General features: G+C 69.0%; 19 protein-coding genes, 1 tRNA gene and 1 pseudogene. 14 read left to right on the top strand and 7 right to left on the bottom strand.

Features of this window, described 5'->3' with window-relative positions:
- The 3 genes from ACFHWU_RS15630 to ACFHWU_RS15620 form a co-directional block, all read right to left on the bottom strand.
- Complete coding sequence (locus ACFHWU_RS15630; RefSeq protein WP_123600883.1) at positions 1–456, bottom strand: RrF2 family transcriptional regulator; 456 nt, start codon at positions 454–456, stop codon at positions 1–3.
- Positions 411–1,397: a helix-turn-helix domain-containing protein gene (locus ACFHWU_RS15625; protein ID WP_416554081.1), complete on the bottom strand. Its 987-nt coding sequence runs from the start codon at positions 1,395–1,397 to the stop codon at positions 411–413. The genes ACFHWU_RS15630 and ACFHWU_RS15625 overlap by 46 nt, the downstream gene beginning before the upstream one ends.
- 192 nt (positions 1,398–1,589) lie before the next feature.
- The gene (locus ACFHWU_RS15620; RefSeq protein WP_282230144.1) at positions 1,590–2,021 is read right to left on the bottom strand and encodes an SsgA family sporulation/cell division regulator; all 432 of its coding nucleotides are present in this window, start codon (positions 2,019–2,021) and stop codon (positions 1,590–1,592) included.
- Between the two features lie 384 nt (positions 2,022–2,405).
- Between ACFHWU_RS15620 and ACFHWU_RS15615 the strand changes: the two genes are divergently transcribed.
- The 3 genes from ACFHWU_RS15615 to ACFHWU_RS15605 all read left to right on the top strand — a co-directional run bounded on the left by ACFHWU_RS15615 (position 2,406) and on the right by ACFHWU_RS15605 (position 4,248).
- Positions 2,406–2,891 (top strand): TIGR02611 family protein, encoded by a 486-nt coding sequence (locus ACFHWU_RS15615; RefSeq protein WP_416568796.1) that lies wholly within the window; start codon positions 2,406–2,408, stop codon positions 2,889–2,891.
- A 60-nt stretch (positions 2,892–2,951) separates the two neighbouring features.
- A tRNA-Val gene (locus tag ACFHWU_RS15610) sits at positions 2,952–3,026 on the top strand.
- Between the two features lie 367 nt (positions 3,027–3,393).
- Positions 3,394–4,248, top strand: a complete 855-nt coding sequence (locus ACFHWU_RS15605; RefSeq protein WP_416590872.1) for a fumarylacetoacetate hydrolase family protein — start codon at positions 3,394–3,396, stop codon at positions 4,246–4,248.
- Between the two features lie 190 nt (positions 4,249–4,438).
- Here ACFHWU_RS15605 and ACFHWU_RS15600 read toward each other — a convergent pair.
- The 3 genes and pseudogenes from ACFHWU_RS15600 to ACFHWU_RS15590 form a co-directional block, all read right to left on the bottom strand.
- Positions 4,439–4,486, bottom strand: a pseudogene (locus ACFHWU_RS15600) (hypothetical protein); the annotation flags it as partial.
- A 160-nt stretch (positions 4,487–4,646) separates the two neighbouring features.
- Positions 4,647–5,396: an IclR family transcriptional regulator gene (locus ACFHWU_RS15595; protein ID WP_416590871.1), complete on the bottom strand. Its 750-nt coding sequence runs from the start codon at positions 5,394–5,396 to the stop codon at positions 4,647–4,649.
- A gap of 10 nt (positions 5,397–5,406) precedes the next feature.
- Positions 5,407–6,468, bottom strand: coding sequence for a LacI family DNA-binding transcriptional regulator (locus ACFHWU_RS15590; protein ID WP_416590870.1), 1,062 nt, complete (start codon positions 6,466–6,468; stop codon positions 5,407–5,409).
- A gap of 254 nt (positions 6,469–6,722) precedes the next feature.
- On the opposite strand from ACFHWU_RS15590, the gene ACFHWU_RS15585 reads away from it, so the two are divergent.
- The 9 genes from ACFHWU_RS15585 (at position 6,723) to ACFHWU_RS15545 (ending at position 17,363) form a co-directional block, all read left to right on the top strand.
- Positions 6,723–8,009 (top strand): ABC transporter substrate-binding protein, encoded by a 1,287-nt coding sequence (locus ACFHWU_RS15585; protein ID WP_416568798.1) that lies wholly within the window; start codon positions 6,723–6,725, stop codon positions 8,007–8,009.
- 109 nt (positions 8,010–8,118) lie between these two features.
- A complete protein-coding gene (locus tag ACFHWU_RS15580) occupies positions 8,119–8,961 on the top strand; it encodes a carbohydrate ABC transporter permease (protein WP_416554093.1) in 843 nt (280 codons plus the stop codon).
- Entirely contained in the window at positions 8,951–9,814 is an 864-nt protein-coding gene (locus ACFHWU_RS15575; protein ID WP_416554095.1) for a carbohydrate ABC transporter permease, read from the top strand. Before ACFHWU_RS15580 ends, ACFHWU_RS15575 begins: the two co-directional genes overlap by 11 nt.
- Positions 9,815–9,826: 12 nt before the next feature.
- Positions 9,827–10,594, top strand: coding sequence for an SDR family NAD(P)-dependent oxidoreductase (locus ACFHWU_RS15570; protein ID WP_416590869.1), 768 nt, complete (start codon positions 9,827–9,829; stop codon positions 10,592–10,594).
- Complete coding sequence (locus ACFHWU_RS15565; protein WP_416590868.1) at positions 10,591–12,165, top strand: heparinase II/III domain-containing protein; 1,575 nt, start codon at positions 10,591–10,593, stop codon at positions 12,163–12,165. Before ACFHWU_RS15570 ends, ACFHWU_RS15565 begins: the two co-directional genes overlap by 4 nt.
- Positions 12,165–14,216 carry a hypothetical protein gene (locus ACFHWU_RS15560; protein WP_416554101.1) on the top strand — a complete coding sequence of 684 codons (2,052 nt, stop codon included), beginning with the start codon at positions 12,165–12,167 and terminating at the stop codon, positions 14,214–14,216. The genes ACFHWU_RS15565 and ACFHWU_RS15560 overlap by 1 nt, the downstream gene beginning before the upstream one ends.
- Complete coding sequence (locus ACFHWU_RS15555; protein ID WP_416590867.1) at positions 14,204–14,965, top strand: hypothetical protein; 762 nt, start codon at positions 14,204–14,206, stop codon at positions 14,963–14,965. The genes ACFHWU_RS15560 and ACFHWU_RS15555 overlap by 13 nt, the downstream gene beginning before the upstream one ends.
- A complete protein-coding gene (locus tag ACFHWU_RS15550; RefSeq protein WP_416568802.1) occupies positions 14,962–16,095 on the top strand; it encodes a sugar kinase in 1,134 nt (377 codons plus the stop codon). The genes ACFHWU_RS15555 and ACFHWU_RS15550 overlap by 4 nt, the downstream gene beginning before the upstream one ends.
- A gap of 110 nt (positions 16,096–16,205) precedes the next feature.
- Complete coding sequence (locus tag ACFHWU_RS15545) at positions 16,206–17,363, top strand: MFS transporter (RefSeq protein WP_416568803.1); 1,158 nt, start codon at positions 16,206–16,208, stop codon at positions 17,361–17,363.
- A gap of 83 nt (positions 17,364–17,446) precedes the next feature.
- On the opposite strand, the gene ACFHWU_RS15540 is transcribed toward ACFHWU_RS15545, so the two are convergent.
- Positions 17,447–17,818 (bottom strand): DUF805 domain-containing protein, encoded by a 372-nt coding sequence (locus ACFHWU_RS15540; RefSeq protein WP_281554221.1) that lies wholly within the window; start codon positions 17,816–17,818, stop codon positions 17,447–17,449.
- A gap of 492 nt (positions 17,819–18,310) precedes the next feature.
- Between ACFHWU_RS15540 and ACFHWU_RS15535 the strand changes: the two genes are divergently transcribed.
- A complete protein-coding gene (locus tag ACFHWU_RS15535) occupies positions 18,311–18,691 on the top strand; it encodes a hypothetical protein (protein ID WP_416590866.1) in 381 nt (126 codons plus the stop codon).
- Positions 18,692–18,842: 151 nt separating this feature from the next.
- A partial coding sequence (locus ACFHWU_RS15530) for a transposase domain-containing protein (RefSeq protein WP_416590865.1) occupies positions 18,843–19,644 on the top strand: 802 nt, incomplete at its 3' end.

The raw sequence follows: 19,644 nt of genomic DNA, 5'->3' as shown, positions 1-19,644 counted from the left end.
CTAGCGGGACTCCCAGGCATCCGGCTTCAGCGTCAGTTTGCGTACGTGCGCCGGCATCCGGCCGGTGAGTACCTCGGCGAGGCTGACCTCGTCGACCACCTCGCGCAACGCGGCGCGTACCGCGATCCAGAGCCGGGGCAGGTTCTCCGCGGCGCCGGCGTACCGGGTCTCCTCCGGACGCAGCCCGCGCACCCCGGCCAGCGGCCCGTCCACCGCCCGCAGGATCATGCCGATGGTGACGTCCCCAGGCGGCTGGCTCAGCGTGTAGCCACCCTCCGCGCCGCGCTGCGCCCGGACCACCCCGCCGCGGCGCAGGTCGGCCAGCACCGCCTCGAGGAATTTGCGCGGCATGTCCTGCTCGGCGGCGATCGCCTGGGTGGACATCAGCGTCGGGTACGCGGCAGCCAGGATCAGCGCTGCTCGTACCGCGTAGTCGCCGCGCGCGGAGATCTGCACGCCACCATCATGCCGGTTGCCGCGACCCGGTCGGTCACCGGTGGGCGTTCCCGCAGGTCAGCGCGGAAGCTACCCGGGCTGCACCCCACTTCGCGTTGAAAGAAACGGCCGAAGTTCGTCGGCTCGGGGAAGCCGAGCCGTGCACCGATCTGGGCCACCGGCAGGTCGGTCGCCGCGAGTAACCGCTTGGCCTGCAGGGCCACCCGGTCGTCGATCACCTGTTTGGCGGTCCGCCCGGCCACGGTCAGACTGGCCCGGGTGAGGGTCCGGACCGCGCAGGACAGCCGTTCGGCGTACTCCTCGACCCGCCGGCTACGCGCGTGGTCTCGCTCCACCTCGGCCCGGAACCGCCGGAAGGTGTCCCACCTCGACGAACCCGCCCCGGTGGCCTCGTCCGCCCATGCGGGAACGTCACCGGGACGGTCATCTGTGGTGGGGGCATCGAGCGCCGGCGGGGAGTCGGACGGCAGCAGGGCGATCCGTAGCAGCAGGACCCGCAGCTCATGGCGGAGGAGTTCGTCGACGAGCGTCGTCCGCCGGGACCGCTGGCTGTCCACGACGAGTTGGCTGACCTCGTTGATGATGGCGTCGGCGTCCTCACCGGTGAGCTGCCAGTGGGCGCGGGAGGTGGGCCGGTCCGGCATCCCTGGTGCCGCAGTCCATCGCACCAGGATCGCGTCCAGACCGTGCTGTCCGCCGGCCCGGACCACCTGCCCGGCCCGGGCCCACAGCAGAGTGCCGGGTCGGCACGGGTACGCGACAAAGTCGATCTCGTGGCTGCCGTGACCGGCGGTGACCAGTAGCAGTTCGTCGTGGGGGAGTAGTCGTGGTCGAGGTGGTGCGTCAGCAGTCAGGCTGTCACTGAGAGTAGTTGCGCTGATCGCTGGCCCGAGGGAATCCGGGTCGGACATCCGGCGGGCGAGCTGATCGGGCTGAACCATCGTTCTCGACGGTAACCGCAGTGCGCCGCAACCGCATCCCGGCCACCCGGCGGGATCGTCGCATCGTGCCAGCGGAGGTGCCGGGGCGCACCGGCGGCGGCACCAGCGGCGGGAGTACGGCGCATCGCCGTACTCCCGTCACGCGAAACAGCCGTAGTCCCCGCCGGGTCGGGCGGAGTCGGGCCGTTCCGATCAGCGTCCGGCCAGCAGCCGGTTTACCGCAGTGTCCACGTCTAGGTGGTCGGACTCGCGGCCGCGGGGCACCACCACGTAGGTGCGGCGCAGAAAGCGGACCAGCACGCTGCGCGGTACCTCGAACAGCGCGTTGCCGTCCGGGGAGCTCAGCGCGAGCGCCACGAAATCGCCCCGGGGAGTTGCCCAGGGCCAGACCCGGACGTCACCGATCCCGGCCGGTTCGTCGAGCCCGGTCACCAGAAGCTCTCGGGCGAACGACCAGCTGACCGCTTCACCGCCGGCCGACTCCGCGTGGAAGAGCACGTGGACCGCGTACGGATCAGTTGGTTCGTAACGCAGGCTGGCTCGTACCGGCAGCGCGGTAGCGTCAGGCGCGATGAGCCGTAGTGACGTCTCGACCTCGACGGTCGTTGGTCGGATGACACTCATGGACGTTCTCCCCCCGGCGCCGCTGCGGGACGCCCGCCCCGCTTTCCCCATACTCCGGCCTTGCATTTGACTACGCTCCGTCTATCACTGATCTCACCCAGTAGAGGGAAGCGGTTCCGGCATGCACTGAAAAAGTCCGTTTTAGGTGGCTTGTCCGGATCTGCTTGGGTACTGGGACGTGCCCGGCGTCGGGTGGTTCAGACGTCGACTCACTCCGGTAACGTCCAGTGGTGCCCTGGGGTGACGGGGCAGGCGACAATGAGGGGCAAAATGGCCATAAAACCCTCCTCCGCCAAGCGGATGGCCGAGAATTCAACACCGGGTCATGCGCCGTACGACCCGGCGGATGAGGCTGTCGGACACGCCGAGTCGGGGGGAGACCAGGTGGGCAGCGACCCAATCGGGCGTCAGGGTGGGCGCGGCGCTCCGGTTGCCGTCACCGATCGTCCCGAACCGGAGGCACCGCGAACGTTGTCCGGGCTGCGCCAACGGATTCGGGTGACCCTCGCCCTGATCCGCTCCAATCCCACTGGCCGGATCGCCTTGAAAGTCGGCGTCGGCCTGCTCGGTGCCCTGATCGTGGTCCTCGGCCTGGTGCTGATCCCGCTACCCGGGCCAGGCTGGCTGATCGTCTTCGGCGGACTCGCGGTCTGGGGCGTGGAGTTCCATTGGGCCAAGCGGCTGCTCGCCTTCGCCCGACGGCACGTTCAGGGATGGACCCGGTGGGTGACCCGGCAGAGCTGGCCGGTGCGGCTCGGCATAGCCGGGGTGGGCCTCGCCTTCGTCGCGGCCGTGGTGATCGTCTCGCTGAAGGTCGGCCTCGGCATCGACGTGATCGCCAGCTTCCTGCGCTACCTCGCCACCACCTGAGCCGACCGCCACCCGGATGTGCGCTCAGGTGGGATGATCGGGTACAGTCATCCGCGCTGAGGGCGATTAGCTCAGCGGGAGAGCGCTTCGTTCACACCGAAGAGGTCACTGGTTCGATCCCAGTATCGCCCACCACTTTCATGCGAGCGGGGCCCGCAGTGGCGGCCTTGTCACGAGGAATCCACGTACGGGCGGTCCGCTCGGTTCGGCGTATCGCGTGCCGGTCACCGGTCCGGCGGTGATCCGTCGCCGGACCGGTGACCGTGTCCCGGTCCATCCGCGCTGATTAACGGGCCAGCTGCACGGTGTCGTACGGGTGGCGACCACCCTGCCCGCCCGGCTGATCAGTCCACAGGCTGCTTCGAGGGTGTGCGTCGTCGATTGACAGACCGCGCGGAGGTTGACGAGACTGGCGAGTGTATCGATTTACTGCGCACGGCCTGGCTGATGCCGATGGTGCCGTCCCGGTCTGCGGAGACTTGTCCTGCTTCGAAGGGAATTGATGATGAAGCTCATGCGGGTCGGCCCAAAGGGCAGCGAGCGACCGGTCCTCCTCGTCGGGGGCCGTCACTTCGATCTGACCAGCGTCACCGCTGACATCGACTCGGCCTTTCTCGGCGGTGACGGCATCAACCGGGTACGCGCTGCCATGGCCGCCGGGGATCTCCCAGAGGTCGATGTCCGGGGTGCCCGCGTCGGTGCGCCGATCGCCAGGCCAGGCACGGTGGCCTGCATCGGGCTGAACTACTCCCGACATGCTGCGGAGTCCGGCACCGTTCCGCCGGCCGAGCCGGTCGTTTTCCTCAAGGCTTCGAACACCGTGGTCGGGCCCTACGATGACATTGTGATCCCGAGGGGTGCGGTGAAGACCGACTGGGAGGTGGAGTTGGCGGTCGTCATCGGCCGGCGGGCACGTTACCTCGCGTCACCCACCGAGGCGGGCGACGTCATAGCGGGGTACGCCGTGTCCAATGATCTGTCCGAGCGGGATTACCAGATGGGTGATGCCGGCGGCCAGTGGGCCAGGGGCAAGAGTTGCGAGTCGTTCAACCCGATGGGACCATGGCTGGTCACTGCCGATGAATTAGATGATCCGCAACGCCTCACCCTGCGCAGCTTTGTGAACGACCAGCCTCGTCAGTATTCCACCACACAGGACATGATTTTTGATGTGCGCCACCTGATCTGGTATCTGAGCCAGTATCTGGTGCTTGAGCCAGGTGACGTCGTCAACACCGGTACGCCGGAGGGGGTCGCGTTGTCTGGCCAGTTTCCCTATCTGCGCGTGGGGGATGTGGTGCGGGTCGACATCGAAGGGCTGGGCGAGCATCGCCAAGTCTGCCGCGCCGCCGATTGACTCTGCCGTCGGTGCCGGTTATCGGAGCCGATGTCGGGCGCTTTTGTAGAATCCGCCCGCTCTGACCTCGGCGCCAGGGGCGGAAGCGACGCGAGGACGCCGCGCCGCCCGGGGGTGTGAGCCCCCGGGTGTGTGTGCCGGAGGTCGACGACCAGCTCGCGTGGGCGGCACCGTTGTTCGCCATCTCACGCAGCTCCGACCGGGCGTAGCTGGAGCCGCCGGTGGTCACCCCGTTGACGGGGGAGCGGAGCTGGACCGACTGGCACGAGTCCGTAGTGACGAAATAGGGGAGATTTGGAAGCCGTTCAGGGCGGGTTGCTTGATTTCGGTCGGGCTGCCGGAGGAGCCGGTCGGCAGCGCGAAGATGACTGGATGGTCAACGGAGTATTGCGAAGTTGTTAGATCCGACCCGTCAGGCCGGCGATGGTCGCTGCCCGGATTGCGTCCGCGAGTTCACTGGCATGCGCCTCGGTCAGCTCGCCGTCGGTGACGCAGACGCCGATCGCGTCGTGCGGGCCGAGCTTGGCCGGAGCGGCGACCGCCACGCCGCGGCCGCCGTTCGGGTCGGCCGGCACCTGGTCGACAGCATGTCCACGCTCGACCACCCGCCGGAGCTCTTCGCGGAGCGCTGCGAAAGCGTCGGGAGGCAGGGGTGGTGAGGCGGACAGCATCCGTGCCAGTGACTCGTCGTCGGCCACTCGGGCCAGTACGACGCGGCCGATCGCCGTGGTGTATGCCGGCGCCGGCCAGCCCGTCCGAAGCATCGGTGCCACGTCGACCTCTTCCCGCGTCAGCAGAGCGACCATGTGGCCACCGACCAGCCGGCCCAGTTGCACGGTGGTCTTGAGCCGGCGGTGCAACAGGTCCACGACCGGGGTGAGCCTGCGGACCGCGCGGTCGGTACGCAGGTAAGCTGCGCCGGTCCGCAGTGCTTGGACACCCAGCCCGTAACGGGACCCTGCGGTGTCAGTCTCAACCCAGCCGCGCTGCACGAGGGTGTGGAGCAGTCCGTGCATGCTGCTCTTGGGGATACCCAGGGCGCGGGCGAGTTCCACGAGGGTGCGCCGGTCCGCGGTGGCGGCGAGTAGCTCCAGCAGCTCGACGGTGCGGTCTGCCGATTTGACCCGGGGGACGCCGCCTGTCGTCATCGTGGTACCCCTACTTCCTCACTTCCGGTACCCGGCCCGTCGAGGTGCGGACCACCAGCTCTGGGCGGAGCAGCAGCGACTGGCTCGGGCCGGGTTCGGTGTTGTCGATCCGGTCCCGCAGGTGCCGGAACGCGGCTGCCGCCATCTCCGCGACCGGCTGGCGTACGGTCGTCAGTGGTGGTGCGGCGAGGTCGGCGAGCACGATGTCATCGAAGCCGACGACCGAGATGTCCTGGCCTACCCGGAGCCCGGCGTCCCGGATGCCGGCGCTGATTCCGAGGGCGCACATGTCGTTGATGGCGACGATGGCGGTGGGGCGGTCCGAAGTCCGCAGCAGCGCGTTCGCGGCGGTGCGACCGAGACCGGCGGCGTCGAGATCTCCGTAGGGCTCCTGCTCTGCGCCACCGGACCAGACAAATGTTTCGACCGGGTCCAGGCCGGCCTGCTCGAGTGCGTCGGTGAAACCCCGGAACCGTTCCCGGCGGTTCACGCTGCGCAGCGACCCCGAGACGAAGGCGATGCGTCGGTGGCCGAGCTGTAGCAGGTGGGCGGTGGCCAGGTGGGCGCCCACCACGTTGTCGACGCTGATGTTGACCAGAGTCCCCGGGTCACCGGCCTGAGCGGTGCGGTCGAACGCGACCAGACTGAGCCCGGTCTCGACCAGTGGCAGTACGTGATCCAGCGAGGGCAGCGAGGAGCAGAGGACGACGCCCCGGATGCCGTCGGCCCAGAGCTCCTCGAGGTAGCGCCGTTCCCGGTCGGGTTCCCGTTCGCTGTTGCAGAGCAGGACGTGGTAGCCGTCGCTCAACGCGGCCCGCTCGAGGTAGCGGGCGAAGCTGCCCCAGAACGGATTGGCGACCGACGGCACAACGAGCCCGATCACCTGGATCCGGCCGGTGCGCAGTTGCCGGGCCGCCCGGTTCGGCCGGTAGCCGAGCCGGTCGATTGCGGCGGCCACCCGGATGCGGGTCTGGGGGAGCATGCGGCCGGGACGTCCGTTGAGGAAGTTCGACACGGTGCTGGGCGAGACGCCCGCCTCGCGGGCCACCTGGTAGATCGTCACACCGCTCACGTCGCGTGCTCCCCCTTGTTGGCGATCTGAACCAGCTGAGTGTAGAGGTTTACCAGCTCGTGACCGCCCGTGGGCCTACCAGTAAAGCCGGTGTTTCGGCGCCGTGTCTAGCCATTGACATGTCTGCACCTCGCTCCTAGCCTTGCTGCAACGATCTACCAGTAAATCGATGCAAAGATCTTCCTGCCACGAGCTAGATCGTGGTGTCGCAGCTAACCAGAGCGGCGGAGCGCGCCGCGGGAGAGAAGGCCAGGATGACCAGAACCCGGGGGAGTCGGACCCGTGCGGTGACGATGGTGCTCGTCGCCGCGCTGCTCGCCACCGCGTGCGGCGGACCGGCGGGCACAACGGAGGGCGACGACCAGACCAGCGGCACGATCCGGCTGTTGACGCCGATCTTTGAGGGCGCCGACGGCAAGACCGTGTTGGAGGAGCAGCTCGACGCGTTCAAGGAGGAGTACCCGGACATCACCGTCGAGGTCGACTACACCTCGTACGGCAAGCTGAACGAGAAGCTCACCACGTCGATCGCAGGTGGTCGGCCGTACGACGTGATGCTCATGGGCGTCGGTTGGATCCCGCCGTTCGCAGCCAAGGGTGCCTTGGCCGAGCTGGACGAGAACCAGCAGGAGCTTGCCGAGCGGTACAACGAGCGGGTCGTCGAGCCCGGCATCTACCAGGGCAAGGTGTACGGCCTGCCGATCATGTTGGACACCCGGTTCGGTCTGTACCGCAAGGACATCTTCGCCGAGGCGGGCATCGCCGCCCCGCCGAGCAACTTCGCCGAGCTGCGGGAGATCGGGCGCCAGCTGACCGTGCGAGACGCAAGCGGCAAGCTCACCCGCGCTGGCGTGGACATCCTCTCCAACGATCTGCGCCAGACCTTCCTCCCGCTGATGTGGGCCAACGGTGGCGAGCTGTGGACCTCCGACGGGCAGCCGGCCTTCAACAGCCCGGAGGCGGTCGGGGCGTTGCAACTGATGACCGACATCATCCTCACCGACAAGAGCGAGGACTTCGGCTTCACTCAGCCCGGTGCCACCGGCCTGCCGTTGGCCCAGGGACGGGCGGCGATGATGGTGGGGCACAACAACCACCTACTGGCGATCGAGGAGCAGGCACCGGAGCTGATCGAGGAAGACAAAATCGGCTTCTTCATGATCAGTAACGAGCGTCCCGCGATGTTCCAGGGCGGGACCCTGGCAACGGTCTCGGCCAAGTCGCAGCGTCCGGCGGCAGCCAAGGCGCTGGTCAGCTTCCTCACCGACGAACAGGCGTCGCTCGCCGCGAACGAGCAGCGGGGTAACGTGCCGGCCCTCAACAGCCTGGCCGACTCCGATTACGTGCAGAGCAACCCGGCCGCGCAGTTCGCCATGGCGAACCTCGACGCCGCCTACTCCGAAGGGGGTGTGCCGGCCTGGTTGGAGATCCGGGGCGACTTCAAGGCGGCCATCGAGTCCGCCCTGCTGGGCCAGAAGGACCCGCAGCAGGTACTCGACGAGCTGGTGGCCAAGGCCCAGGCAGCGATCGCCAAGGGCTGACATGACCAGCACCCTCGAGACCGTGAGCGTGGCGTCCGCGAGTCGGGCGCCACGCCCGCCCCGCCGTCGCCGAAGGCTGGGTGCCGAACGTCGTCGCGCGGCGTACCTGATGCTGGCCCCGTCGGTCATCCACCTGGTCTGGTGGATCGGCCTACCCGTGGTGGCCACGTTCGGCCTGGCCTTCACCGACTACGACATCATCGCCGGCACCGTCGAGTGGGCCGGTCTGGAGAACTTCCGCGAGATCTTCGCCGACGACATCTGGAACCTGTCGATCTGGCATACCGTCGTCTTCACCTTCTTCACCGTTCCGGTGGCGATGGCGATCGCGGTGGTCATCGCGGTGCTGCTCAACCAGCGGATCAAGGCGCTGGCCTGGTACCGCGCGGCGTTTTTCATGCCGCACATCACCGCCACCGTCGCGATCGCACTGGTCTGGATGTGGATGTTCGAGCCCAACCTGGGGTTGTTCAATCTGCTGCTGGGCTGGATCGGGGTGAACGGGCCGGCTTGGCTATCGGACCCCGACTGGGCGATGCCGGCGGTCATCCTCGTCAGCATCTGGAAGGGCATCGGCCTGAAGATGCTCATCTACCTGGCGGCGCTGCAGAACATTCCGCACGATCTGTACGAGGCGGCGGATATCGACGGCGCCTCCGGCCCCCGTAAGTTCTTCGCGATCACCCTGCCGTTGCTGAAACCCGCCACGTTCTTCGTCTTCATCGTCTCCATGATCGACGCGTTTCAGGTATTCGATCAGGTGTACGTCCTGACTCCCGATGGCGGCCCGGCGAACTCGACAACCGTCATGACATACGAGATTTACCGGACGGCGTTCGGCGAGTTCGACATCTCGGCGGCCTGTGCGCAAAGCGTGGTGCTGTTTGCCTTCCTGCTCGTCCTGACGGTGATCGGGCGCCGACTGACCGGGAAGGACGGCGATGAAGCGTAAGTTCGACGCCCGCTGGGTGCTGCACCTGCTGCTTGGTCTCGGCGGACTCATCATGGTCGTTCCGTTCGTCTGGATGATCCTGACGTCACTCAAGAGCCGCGCCGACATCGCCGCCTACCCGCCACAACTGCTGCCGACCGAATGGGTGTGGAGCAATTACCAGGCAGCACTGGACTACGCCCCGTTCGGGACGTACTTCCGCAACAGCCTGCTGATCGCCATCGGGCACACGGTGATCAACCTGATGCTGGCTACGATGGCCGGTTACGCGCTGGCCCGGGTTTCGTTTCGGGGCCGGACCGTACTGTTCATGGCCATCCTCGCGATGATGATGATCCCGACCTACACGAAGATCGTCCCGCAGTACCTGATCGCCAAGGGGATGCCGTTCTTCGGCGGCAACGACTACCTCGGTCGGGGCGGCTACGGCTGGCTCGACTCGTGGTGGGTCCTGATCGTTCCGGGCGCGCTCACCCCGTTCGCGATCTTCCTGTTCCGGCAGTTCTACCTCTCGCTGCCCCGCGAGCTGGAGGAGGCCGCCCGCATTGATGGTATGGGGGAGTTCGGGATCTTCGCCCGGGTGATGACCCCCTTGGTGAAACCAGCCGTCGCGACGGTCGCCCTGGTCACCTTCGAGAGCAGTTGGAACAATTTTCTCTGGCCGTTGCTGGTCACCACCCGCGACGATCTGCGGGTGATCCAGGTCGGTCTGGCAGCCTTCCAACAGGCCGAGCGGACCGAATGGTCCTACCTGATGGCCGGATCGACGCTGGCCACCGTACCGATGATCGTGCTGTTCCTGTTCGCCCAGCGGTACTTCGTGCAGGGCTTCGCCACCGCCGGAATCAAGTAAAGGGGTATCTCAATGAGTATCGATCTGTCTGGGCGTCGAGCCCTGGTCACGGGTGCCGGCCACGGTATCGGGGCCGCCATCGCCGTGGCGCTCGCCCAGGCCGGGGCGGACGTGGCCGTCCACCACGGACACTCCGCCGGCCCGGCCGCCGAAGTGGCCTCGGCGATCGAGGCGCTGGGTCGCAAGACCGTCGTCCGGCAGGCCGACCTCACCCGGACGAGCGAGGTGGTCGCACTCGTCGAGGAGGCTACGGGTTTCCTCGGTGGCCTGGAGATCCTGGTCTGCAACGCGGGCGGAATGGTCGGCCGCAGCCCGGTGGCGGAGATGACCGACGAGCACTACGCCCAGGTCGTTGACCTCAACCTGGGCGTCACCTTCCGAACGGTGCGGGCCGCGATTCCGCACCTGCGGGCCGCCGGTACGGCGGGGCGGGTGATCACCATGTCGTCGTTGGCTGCACACAACGGTGGCGGTGCCGGATCAGCGGTCTACGCTGCGGCAAAGGCGGGGGTGCGGGGCCTGACCAAGGGGCTCGCCAAGGAGCTGGCGGCGACCGGGACCACGGTGAACGCGGTCGCCCCGGGATTCATCGGCGGCACTGCCTTCCACGAGACGTTCACCCCGGCACAGACTCAGGAAGCGATCATCGCCGGGGTACCGCTCGGCCGTGGCGGCCGGTCCGAGGACGTCGCCGGCGCAGCCGTGTGGCTCGCCTCCGAGGCGGCCTCCTACGTCACCGGGTCGACGATCGACATCGACGGTGGAGCCTGGTTCCGGTGACCGTGCCGACGCCGACCCTGCGTGCGCCGGTACTCCCGTCCGAGCGGGGCGGTTGGTGGCATGCATACGTCTGCCCCGCGCACGGCGTGGAACTCGATCACGACCGGCTGCTCGACGGTGCGTTCCCGGACGCCGGCGCGCGGTGCCGCCACGGCTGCCGGGTCGACAATCCGTCGGTGCGGGGCGGTTGGACCGTCCTGGCGCATCAGGCGAGTGCCCGACGTATCCGGTTGCTCGCCCGGTCGCCCCGGGGTGACGACCGCCGGGCAGCTGTCAACCTGCTGACCGCGTACGCCCGCCAGTACGCGGCACTCGGCGCGGCACCGCACGACGGAGCAGCCGACTGGATGCTGCGTGGCCGGCTGTTCCATCAGGCGCTGACCGAGGCGATCTGGGCGGTGACCATCGGCCAGGCCGCTGCAGCGCTGCGGGCGGGCGGTGAACCACTGCCCACGGAGGTGAACCAGTTGCTCCAAGCCCTTGTCGAGGCAGCCGGGCAGGCCCGCCAGGCGCTGGTCGACGCCGGCAAGTTCGAGTCCAACTACACCGCGTGGCTGATTGCCGCTGGCGCGGTCTGCTCGGGCCGCCCCGACTGGCTGACCGGTCGGCACGGACTGTGTGACCACGTCTCGACGGCGATTCGCCCGGACGGGTGGGAGTGGGAGGCAGCCACCTACTACCACGGCTTCGTCCTGCGGGCGTACCTGTTGACCCTCCAGTCACTGCCGCAGACTCTGGTGCCACCGCAGACGCACGCCCGACTCGCCGGGATGGCCACGGTGCTCGAGACCCTGGCCACCGACGGAGGTCTGCTACCAGCCCTGCACGACGGCCCGTACGACCGGCCAGCGGCCCGGTACGAGCTGGACGAACTCCGGGAACTGCTGCCCCTGCTGGGCCGTGGGCCGACGGAGCCGCAGCCGGTGACGATCTTTCCCGACGGGGGCTATGTGGTGCTGCGTGGATCGGGGCTGCACGCTGTCGCCGACTTCGGCCCGCACGGTGGCCCGCACGGGCACCGCGACAAGCTGGCCCTGTACCTGTACGGTGCCGACACTCCCTGGCAGCCCGACCCGGGTCAGGTGCCGTACGGCCACCACGGCTGGCGGCACCACTACGCCTCGACCGCCGCCCATCCCACCTTCGCAGTCGACGGGCTCGAGCAGGCGGAGTGCACCGGGCATCTGATCGGGTACGACAGCAGCTCGGCCGCCATCGGTTGTGACACCGCGTATCCCGGGGTGACCGCCCGGCGCCACCTGACCCTGCGCGGCGGTGTGCTGGTCGACGAGTTGCGGGTGGAGACCGACCGACCCCGCCGAATCAGCGCGCAGCTCAGACCGGATGTCGACCTGGCGGTTCGGGCTGTCGCCGACCGAACCCTGGAAACGGTCTGGCCCGGCCGGCAAACCCTGCACGGCCGGCACACCGTATCCGTCGACGCCGACGTCGTCTGCCGTCCCGGACCCGGACCGGCGGACGACCCGCAGCGCGTACGCCGCTGGGTCGACTGGACCGCGACCGACGCGACCACAGTGACGTTCCGATCGATCTACCGGATGGAGAGCTGATGCAACCCCTGCTCATCGGTGACCGCCTCGGGCAACTGCGCGCGGCGCTCACCACCACTCACGCCGCCCAGTGGCGGCGGCTGTACGAGCAATGCGCCTGGTACCGCGGACAGAGCCCGCCCGCCGAGCATCCGACCGCGAGCATCACCTACCTCGGCCCGGCCGCGATGAACCTGGCCCTCGCCTACCGCCTCACCGGCCAGCCCGGCTACCTGCTCGAAGCCCGCCGCTGGATCGGTACCGCCGTGTCCTACCCGCACTGGGGCAAGGCGAAGATGCCCGACCACGACCTCGACGCGGGTTGGCTGCTGCACGGGCTGTCCCTGGCGTACTCCTGGCTGCGCGACGACCTGCCCGACGACGAGGCGGCGGCGCTGCGGGCAAAGCTCACCCTGCAGGGTGAGCGCCTGTACGCCTTCGCCGTCGAGACCGAAGGCTCCTGGTGGTCGTCGAGCTACTGGCAGAACCACAACTGGATCTGCTACGCCGGCCTGGCCGCCGCCGGATACGTCCTCGACGAACCACGGTGGAGCGACCGGGCACGGGAGAATCTCGCGACGGTGCTGGACCTGATGCCGGGCGACGGATCGGACTCCGAGGGTGTCGTCTACTGGCGGTACGGCGTACCATGGCTGGCCATCCACCTCGACCTGCTGCAACACGCTGAAGGCATCGACTGGTGGCGGCGCGGCGACTTTCTGAGTCGCACCTTCGAATGGCGGCTGCACCAGTGCGCCCCCGGCTTCGAGGAGAACATCGACCACGGGGACTGCCACGACCGCCGGTCCGGGCACAGCGTCGCGCTCTACTACAAGCTCGCCGCCGCGTACCGCGACGGCCGCGCCCGCTGGCTTGCCGACCGCGTCGCCGATCGACACTTCTGGCGGGAGGCGTACGCCTCCGGCGTCAGACCGGGCGTGATGCCGGAGGCCGGCTACGAACTGCTCTGGTACGACCCGCAGGTGCCGGCCGTGGATCCCGCCGACACGGTGCCGACCTCCGCTCATTTTCCCGACCTCGGACAGGTGACCGCCCGTACCAGCTGGCAGTCGGGCGCGGCCTTCGTCAGCTTCAAGGCGGCCCCCGGCGGGGGACACACCGCCTGGGACACCGCTGAGCAGTTGCGCCGGGACAAGGGCTGGCAGACTCTCAACGCCGGTCACCACCACCCCGACGCCGGGGCGTTCGTGTTCGGCGCGTACGGCGAGTTCCTCGCCGTCGACGACGGGTACTGCAACCGTAAGCGGGCCGCCCACCACAACCTCGTCCTGGTCGACGGGCAGGGTTGGGCCGGCGAGGACCGCTACCAGGTCTACCAGGGGCTGCCCCACGAGCGCCAGGCCCGCCTGCGGGACGTGCTCACCGAGGACGGGCTGGTGCACGCGACAGCCGAATCTGCCGCGATGTTCGATCCGGCGCTCGGCGTCCGGCGCGTCGACCGGACACTTGTCTTCACCCCGGCCGGCCGGCTGGTCGTGCTCGACCTCCTCGCCGCCGACCAGCCACGCGAGTGGACCTTTCTGCTGCATTCGGACTGGCCGGCCGAGCTCGTCGGCGGCGACATCGTGCTCCGGTCCGGACCGGCGCAGGCGTACGTCCGCCAGGTCGTCCCGGACGCCGCCACCGTCAGTCAGACGACGACGGAGATCGAGGCCAACCCCACCGGCAGTACGCCGAGTCTGCGGATCGTCCGCACGCTGCACACCGTTCGGGTCCAGGTGGCGCCGGTCGTCCGTACCCGGATCCTCACCAGCGTCGAACCGACCTCCGCGCTGGCCCCGAGCGCGGCCGTCGCCGAGCCGGTGGACTGTGCCGAAGGAGCCGGGGTGCGGTTCGGGACCGACGGCGAGACGGTGCTGCTGGCGCCGGCCGACCGTCGGATCGACGGCGCGGACGTGCGGGCCGCCGCCGCCGCCGTGATCCTGCTGCCTGGCTCCGCCGACCGCCCGGCACAGGTGGGGGTGGTCGCGGCGACCCACGTGGATGTCGCTGGTCGCGACCTGGTGCGCAGCGACGAACCGGTGACCGGGGTGCTGCCGTGGCCGGCCTGAGCGCCGCGCCGTCCGCCACCGGACGGGGGGCGGCCCGGCGTCGAAGCGAGGTGGCGGCCGCCCAAGGTGGCTGGGCGGCCACCACGTTGCGGGTGCTGGAGTTCGTCGCCTACCCGGCGCTGGCGGGCTGCGCCCTGCTCCTGTTGAGTCTGGGCGTCGTCACCTGGCTTGCGGCGCTGGCCGCCACGGCACACGCGCTGCAGCAGTGGCGTACGGATGGACGGGCCCGGCCGTTCGTCGGTGCGCTGACCATGTTCGGGCACTACTGGCGGCGGTTGTGGCGGCACTCGATCCTGTCCACGGTCGCCGCTGCACTGTTGGCGGCCAACATCGTCTTCCTGGCCACCCGTCCAGGTGCCCACGCCGCAGCCCTGCTGGCCCTGCAGATCGGGCTGATCCTGGCACTGGTGCCGTACCACCTGGCACTGGCCGTCACCGCCGCCGGTGACCCCGGCGGGGAAGCCGGACGCTGGGGACGTGCCGCGCTGCTGTTCGCCTTCGCCGCTCCCCGACGTGGGTTGGCCCTGCTCGCGGCTGCTGTCGCGGCGCCGCTCGTCACCGCGCCGCTCGCCTTCGGGCCGTTGCTGTTCGGTGCCACTCTGCCGCTGCTACTCGGCCTGCGGCTCGCGGACAGCACACGACGACGAGGCACCGTCACGGCGTGGGTCGGTGCGACCGGCGACCGGTCCGATGCGGCTGCCGCGAGGGCGGCGGAGCGTAGCGGCAGATCCAGGGAGCGGGTCCGATGACCCTGACGATCCGTCCCGCTGCCGAGTGTCACTTCGATCTGCTCTCCCTCGGTGAGGTGATGCTTCGTCTCGATCCCGGTGCGGGGCGGGTACGGACCGCACGCACCTTCGCCGTCTCGGAGGGCGGTGGCGAGTACAACGTCGCACGTGGGCTACGCCGGGCCTTCGGCCTGCGGACCGCCGTGGTCACTGCTCTGGCCGACAACGAGATCGGCCGGCTCATCGAGGACCTGGTACGTCAAGGGGGAGTGGACACCTCGTTGATCCGGTGGGTGCCCTACGACGGAGTCGGCCGTACCGTCCGTAACGGGCTCAACTTCACCGAACGTGGCGAGGGCGTGCGTGCTGCGGTTGGCACCTCGGACCGCGGCCATACTGCGGTCAGTCAACTCGGCTCCGACCAGATCGACTGGGACCACCTGTTCGGCACCCTCGGGGTCCGCTGGCTGCACACCGGTGGCGTATACGCGGGCCTGTCCGATGCCGCCGCTGAGACCGCATCCACCGCCGCCGCAGCCGCCCGTCGGCACGGCACAGTCGTCTCGTACGACCTGAACTACCGGTCGAGTCTGTGGCGCGACATCGGCGGCCCGGACCGGGCCCGACTCGTCAACCAGCGCATTGCCCGGACGGTCGACGTGCTGATCGGCAACGATGAACACTTCCGTACCGTTCTCGGTGCCGGCCGATCGGACTCCGGCGTGGACCATTGCGAGGGCCGGTGGGAGGCTCCCGGCGAACGGGTCCGTCCGGACCTGGGCGATGCCCAGACTTCGCTGGAGCAGGTAGCCCGGAGCTACCCCAATCTGTCGATCGTGGCGGCGACGTTGCGCACCGTTCGGTCCGCCTCGGTCAACGACTGGGGGGCCGTCGCCTGGTCCGCCGACCTCGGCCCCGTCGCAGCCCGGTACCGACCGGGTCTGGAGCTTCTGGACCGGGTCGGCGGCGGCGACGGCTTCGCCGCTGGCCTCATCTACGGCCTGCTGCGGCTCGGCGACCTGCGGATCGGTGTCGAGTTCGGTGCGGCGTACGGCGCGTTGGCGATGACCACGCCGGGGGACGCATCGATGGCCGCTCTGGCGGAGGTTGAGGCATTGGCCGCCGAATTCAACGCCCGGGCACTCCGCTGAGTACCACCCGTCGTACGAGTGTCGTCCAAGGACGAGGGCAGCCGGCGTCCTGCTCGGGGGACGCGCCGGCCGGCCGCCGACGCATGCGGTGGTCGTCCGGCCTGCGGATCATGGTCGCCGACACATTCCTCATGGGGCTCGGCTTCTACGCCCTGGTCCCCCTGCTGGCGTACCACCTCCTGAACGACCTGGGGCTCAGCATCGCGCTCACCGGGTTGCTCGCCGGGGTACGGTCGGCCAGTCAGCAGGGCATGATGCTCTGGTCGGGGATGCTGGCCGACCGGTTCGGTCACCGTCGGGCGATCTGCGTGGGCGTGCTGCTGCGTGCCGCCGGCTTCGCCGCGTTCGGTGTCGTGGACGCCGTACCCGGACTCGCGGTCGCCTCGGTCCTGGCCGGCCTGGGCGGATCCCTTTTTCACCCGGCCAGCTATGCCCTGTACGCCGAACTGACACCGGCGCCGTTGCGTACCCGTGCCTACGCCGTGCGGGAGATGGCCAGTAACGTGTCCTTCGTCCTCGGGCCCGCGCTCGGTGGCCTCCTCGCGGCCACCAACTTCCCGGCGCTGTGCATCGTCGCGTCCAGCCTGTTCCTGCTCGCCGGTGCGATCACCTGGATCGGACTGCGACCCGACCCGCCTACCACCGAAACGTCGGCACGGATGTCCTCCCTGCACCGGTTGCGGACCGTTGCCCGAGATCGCGGGTTTCGACGGTTCGTTGTGGTCAGTGCTTTCGCATGGGCGCTGTTCAGTCAGCTCTACCTCGCCGTTCCGGTGCGGGTCGGGCAGGTCCTGCCGGGAGCGACGTCGCTGGGCCTGGTCTACACCGTCGCGGCGGTCGTCATGGTCGTGGCGACCGTTCCGTCGACCCGCCTTGCCGAGCGGTATCTGACGACCGGCCGGACGCTCGCCGTGGCCACGGCCATGCTCTCCGTCGGTCTGTTGCTGCTGGGTGTGCTGCCGGGACCGGCTGGGGTGGTCACCGGCGTCGTCGTCTTCACGCTCGGGCAGGTTCTACTGCTACCGACGGTCAACGGCACCGTTTCGCGGCTGGCCCCACCGGGCGCGGTCGCGTCGTACTTCGGTGCGAACGGCCTGGTGCTCTCCCTCGGTGGACTGATCGGCAACCTGGGCGGCGGGTGGCTGCTCGACCTGGGCGACGACACCGGCAACTGGCTACCGTGGACGGTGTTTGCCGGCTGGGGCGCGGCGGCTGCGGTCGCCTACCTGTTGGTGCTCCGACCGTCGACACCAGTCAGGAGTGACTGAGCGTCGATGCGGCGGCCCACCTGGCCGGCCGCACCGACGCTCCTGCACCCCGACGATCCGGACCGGGTGCAGCCGTACGCCGACTAGTACTTCGGGCTGGGACCGAAGCGGTTCGGGCCGGGGGTGCCGTCCTGCACGGTGAAGATCAGCATCACGAGGGGGCCGATTAGCGGGATCGGCGAGATCAGCACCCACCAGCCGGATCGTTCGGTGTCGTGCAGGCGGCGGACGGCGACCGCCAGCGAGGGCAGCGCGAGCGCCAGGAGGGCAACCACATAGAGAATGCCGAGGTTGCCTCCGTCCAGACCGGTCCCCAGCAGGAGGTCGAGGATCGACCCCACGATGGCGACGGCGGTCGAGAACAGGACGAACCACCAGTACTCGGCGCGGCGAGCCCGGCCGCTGAACCCTACGTACCGGGTCAGGGCCGAACGGACAGCTTCGGTGAACGACATGACGTTACTCCAGCATTGTGGACAGATGAGCAGAGGCGCGGCATCAGGGTACGCGAGTGTCCGCCGCGCTCTGGCGTCTGATCTGTCAGACCCTGTCCGGGATGATCTCCCCGCAGATCGAGCCGTCGGTCCCGTCGGACGCAGCGTCGATCTCGAAGGTGTTCACCTGGATGCCGGGAACACCGCCTCGCCGTCTGCTGGTGCTGATAGCTTGTCCACCTTCTCCGTACTCCGCTGAACCAGGCGTTCTTGTGCGGCGGGCCGGTTGCTGGTCGACGCCGCCCGGGTCGCGTCCGCCGAGGTCGCCCGGTGCGCACCGCCGGCTGCCGGGATGGCCGCGACGCTCAGGCTGGCCCGGTGAGGTTGTTGCACTCCGGGGCAAACCCGAGGTGCTTCCGAGGACGTGATGCCACAGGTGCATCTCGATGCATCTCTGGCATCAAGCTTAGCTGGTACCCCGACCCGGCGAGGTGACACTGCATCCACCGGCTGATGACCGGCAAGAGGAACGACGTCGACCCGGTCGAGGTCGAGCGGTGGATCACCGCCCGCATCGCCAAGCACAAGGGCACCCCGGTCTTCGTCGAGCTCGGCAAGCGGCTCGCCGCCCGGCGCGAGAAGTACGCTCACGCGCAGCAGGCCAGTCTTGAATTCCTCAAGGAACTCTTCGCCCTCGCCCGTGACACCGTGGCTGCGGAAAAGGCCGCCGCCGGGGTTCCGCCCGAGGAGCAGGGGAAAGCGGCGCTCGCCGAACTCTTCGAATCCCTCAAGGGCGAAGACACCCCCGATCATCGTCGAGAACGTCGTCAACGAGGTCGACGAGGTGGTCCGCGCGGTCCGTTTCAGCGGATGGCAGGACACCTACGAGGGTGACCGTCTGGTCCAACAGCACTGACCTAAACTTTGGTCGTTTTGTTGGCAATACTGCTGGTTTTGGGCTGGGTGCGGGTCGGGCGTGAGACGTGAAGAAGCTCCTGGTAGGACATGGATTGACTAGATCAACATGTTCCAACCAGGAGCTTCGGTGTCGGATTCTGCCATGCTGTCCGCCGCTACGGTGCTACAGGCCACCGCCCAACGGGAGATGCTGCGGACGGCGGTGATCACGGGGCCGGCTGGTGTCGGGACCCTCGACGAGCAGGTGACCGGCCGGTTGTGGCCGCTGCTGGCCGATACCGCAAACATCGAGCGGGCGCAGGCCGTAGTGGGGCACGTCGACGCGCGGCGGCGGGTGCTGACCGGGGCGGTCACGGTGATGATCGTGCTCGGGCTGTGTCTGTTCCGGCGGGAGAGCACGTCGGTGGTGACCGCACGGGTGACCTCGCGGATCCCCCGCACCCGGGTGGAGGGCACCCCGACCGCGGCGGCGGTGTCGAAGGCCCGGGGCAGACTCCCGGCAGCGGTGACGGAGCGGGTGTTCACCACCGGCGCCCGGTCCACGCCGACGTTCGGGCCCGAGTCGTACGCGTTCGGCCTGCTGGTCACCGCGATCGACGGCACCGTGTTCGACCTCGCCGACACGGCCCGGACACGGGCCGAGTTCACCACCCCGACCGGCGGCCGGTTCCCGCAGGCCCGGATGGTCGCCCTGGTCGCCTGCGGCATCCGCTGGATCCTCGCCGCCCGCATCGCCTCCTCCGGAGTCAGCGAACAAGCCCTCGCCGACGACCTGATCGGCGAACTCCAACCCGGCACCATCAACCTCGCCGACCGGGGCTTCTTCTCCATGGACCGCTGGACACGGGCGGCCGCCACCGGCGCCCACCTGCTGTGGCGGGTCAAGAACGGCGCACGGAGCCTGCCCGCCCGCCTGGTCGAGGTCCTCC

Source organism: Micromonospora sp. LOL_015 (assembly GCF_048060275.1).
In the GTDB taxonomy this organism is placed as follows: domain Bacteria; phylum Actinomycetota; class Actinomycetes; order Mycobacteriales; family Micromonosporaceae; genus Micromonospora_E.
This window is presented reverse-complemented; position numbering and strand designations above follow the sequence as displayed.

What these genes read in the sequence shown, in the direction of transcription:
- ACFHWU_RS15625 (WP_416554081.1), bottom strand. Translation starts at nt 1,397, where the DNA reads ATGGTTCAGCCCGATCAGCTCGCCCGCCGGATGTCCGACCCGGATTCC.
- ACFHWU_RS15620 (WP_282230144.1), bottom strand. Translation starts at nt 2,021, where the DNA reads ATGAGTGTCATCCGACCAACGACCGTCGAGGTCGAGACGTCACTACGG.
- ACFHWU_RS15605 (WP_416590872.1), top strand. Translation starts at nt 3,394, where the DNA reads ATGATGAAGCTCATGCGGGTCGGCCCAAAGGGCAGCGAGCGACCGGTC.
- ACFHWU_RS15595 (WP_416590871.1), bottom strand. Translation starts at nt 5,396, where the DNA reads ATGACGACAGGCGGCGTCCCCCGGGTCAAATCGGCAGACCGCACCGTC.
- ACFHWU_RS15585 (WP_416568798.1), top strand. Translation starts at nt 6,723, where the DNA reads ATGACCAGAACCCGGGGGAGTCGGACCCGTGCGGTGACGATGGTGCTC.
- ACFHWU_RS15580 (WP_416554093.1), top strand. Translation starts at nt 8,119, where the DNA reads ATGCTGGCCCCGTCGGTCATCCACCTGGTCTGGTGGATCGGCCTACCC.
- ACFHWU_RS15575 (WP_416554095.1), top strand. Translation starts at nt 8,951, where the DNA reads ATGAAGCGTAAGTTCGACGCCCGCTGGGTGCTGCACCTGCTGCTTGGT.
- ACFHWU_RS15570 (WP_416590869.1), top strand. Translation starts at nt 9,827, where the DNA reads ATGAGTATCGATCTGTCTGGGCGTCGAGCCCTGGTCACGGGTGCCGGC.
- ACFHWU_RS15560 (WP_416554101.1), top strand. Translation starts at nt 12,165, where the DNA reads ATGCAACCCCTGCTCATCGGTGACCGCCTCGGGCAACTGCGCGCGGCG.
- ACFHWU_RS15550 (WP_416568802.1), top strand. Translation starts at nt 14,962, where the DNA reads ATGACCCTGACGATCCGTCCCGCTGCCGAGTGTCACTTCGATCTGCTC.
- ACFHWU_RS15545 (WP_416568803.1), top strand. Translation starts at nt 16,206, where the DNA reads ATGGTCGCCGACACATTCCTCATGGGGCTCGGCTTCTACGCCCTGGTC.
- ACFHWU_RS15540 (WP_281554221.1), bottom strand. Translation starts at nt 17,818, where the DNA reads ATGTCGTTCACCGAAGCTGTCCGTTCGGCCCTGACCCGGTACGTAGGG.
- ACFHWU_RS15535 (WP_416590866.1), top strand. Translation starts at nt 18,311, where the DNA reads ATGACCGGCAAGAGGAACGACGTCGACCCGGTCGAGGTCGAGCGGTGG.